This window comes from Nocardia sp. NPDC058497, assembly GCF_042720195.1.
Taxonomy (GTDB): domain Bacteria; phylum Actinomycetota; class Actinomycetes; order Mycobacteriales; family Mycobacteriaceae; genus Nocardia.
Genome location: NZ_JBHXMY010000875.1, coordinates 1 through 1,748, shown reverse-complemented (window position 1 = coordinate 1,748; position 1,748 = coordinate 1). Strand labels below are relative to the sequence as shown.

Genomic DNA, 1,748 nt, shown 5'->3' with positions numbered 1-1,748 from the left:
GCCTCGAGCTCGGCTTCTGCGCTCGCCGAGAGTGTGATGGTCGAGCCAAGACTGGCTGTCAATTCTGCGGTCGTTGCGGTCGACACGCCAGCCGAGAATGCGCAACCCACCAGTTGACCGGTCACCTTGACGGTGGCGGCCTGGGCCATTCCTGCCCCGAAGATCGACAAAGCGGCAATGGCCAGAGCGACAGTGCTTGTCTTGACGAATCGCATGGTGCACTCCTCAAAATAGTAGTCGGATACTAGATCTCAGATGCGTGCGTACTTGCCGCGAGTACTTTATCACGTTGCCGAAGGTGGTCAAGTCCCACTTCTCACGGATTCCGGTCGGCCCACGATCCGTGATTTGGAGGGAATTTCTGAATGAAATCAAATAGAAAGACTCGGGTCGGAGTTCGCTGAAAGCTCGCTCGGCGGACACACCAGCCAGCCGTGGTCCCTAACCTTTCGGGTTGGTACACCTGGTGTCGTGAGTCGTTATTAGTCGATATATCCGGCGAGGGGTTTCGAGGATTGGTCGGCGATTTTGGTACACACGAACGTAGTCGTCGGTCATACGCGCCGGCGTGGTGGGCGTCAGCGGCGGGATCGGCGCCGTCCGGTCAAGTGATTGGATCTATTTTTACTAAACGAATGCCGGTTCGGTCGACAGTTTCCAGGATTGCGCGACATGCGGTTTCAAGCCGAACGCACGCCAGATCCGCGATACCGCGGACTGGCTCATCCCGGCCGAGCCGGCCATCGACCGGGTCGACCAGTGCGTATCACCTTGCGGTGGAGTCGATTCCAGAGTTGCCGCGATCAGCTTGTCGACCTGCTCGTCGCTGATCGTGCGGGGTGTGCCAGGGCGTGATTCGTCGGCGAGCGCGGGGACACGGTCGCGTTGGAACAGAACCCGCCACTTACGCACCGTTTCTCGTGAAAGCCACCCGGGAGCCGATCTCGGTATTGGATCCTCTCGAGCACGTTCCGCACGCGAACGCTGCTGCGGCGCCGCAACCTTCCCTGCAGGGTTCGGCGTTCGGACTCGGTCAGTTCCAGGGCGCTACCTTGGCTGGCACCCGTCCAGGCTATTACCGCAACCGAATTGACGGCTCACAACATCAGGTAGCGGCTGAGGTGGGCGGCCGCGTCGAGCATGGCAAGGCCCCGGGTGGTGAGGCGTTCGCGCCAGTCGTCCAGGGCCCGGGTCACCGCATCGGTGCCACCCGCGTCGCGGATCTGTTCGACGACGAGGGCGATGCGGTGCAGGGGGTAGCCGCCGCGGCGGAGCAGGTGGGCGAGTTCGGCGTCGCGGATGTCGTCGGGGCCGTAACGGCGGTATCCGGTGGCGGGATCGCGTGGGGGCGTGAGTATTCGAGCGGCTTCCCATGTGCGCAGGGTCGCGGGGGTGACCTCGAGCAGGTGCGCGAGTTCGCCGATGGTTCGGGACTCGTTCGCCCGGGGGGTGGGGGTGGTCAGGTGGGTGATCGCCTTGCGGACCGTGTCGAGGGTGGCGCGGTCGCGGAGCAGCTGGTGGTGACCGGCGTCGATGACGGCCAGCGCGTCGTCGAGTTCGCCGTGATTGACGGCCAGCATGATGCGGCCGCTCGCGGCATGGCCGTAGGCGGGGATCAGGGCGAGGTAGGCGCGAAGTGCCGCCGCGTGGGCCTCGGTGTAGATCCTATAGCCGCTCGGTGTGCGCTCGGCGCCGGGGAGGTACCCCGCCTGCTCGTTGTTGCGGACCGCTTGCGTCGAGAGCCCGTG

General features: G+C 64.2%; 3 protein-coding genes. All 3 read right to left on the bottom strand.

The window, feature by feature from the left end; genetic code table 11:
- On the bottom strand, nucleotides 1-215 hold a 215-nt coding region (locus tag ACFWPJ_RS32015), incomplete at its 3' end, for a hypothetical protein (RefSeq protein WP_378857148.1).
- A gap of 412 nt (nucleotides 216-627) precedes the next feature.
- Complete coding sequence (locus tag ACFWPJ_RS32010) at nucleotides 628-912, bottom strand: helix-turn-helix domain-containing protein (RefSeq protein ID WP_378857146.1); 285 nt, start codon at nucleotides 910-912, stop codon at nucleotides 628-630.
- A 185-nt stretch (nucleotides 913-1,097) separates the two neighbouring features.
- Nucleotides 1,098-1,748: TioE family transcriptional regulator (locus ACFWPJ_RS32005; RefSeq protein WP_378857144.1), on the bottom strand; the 651-nt coding region annotated here is incomplete at its 5' end.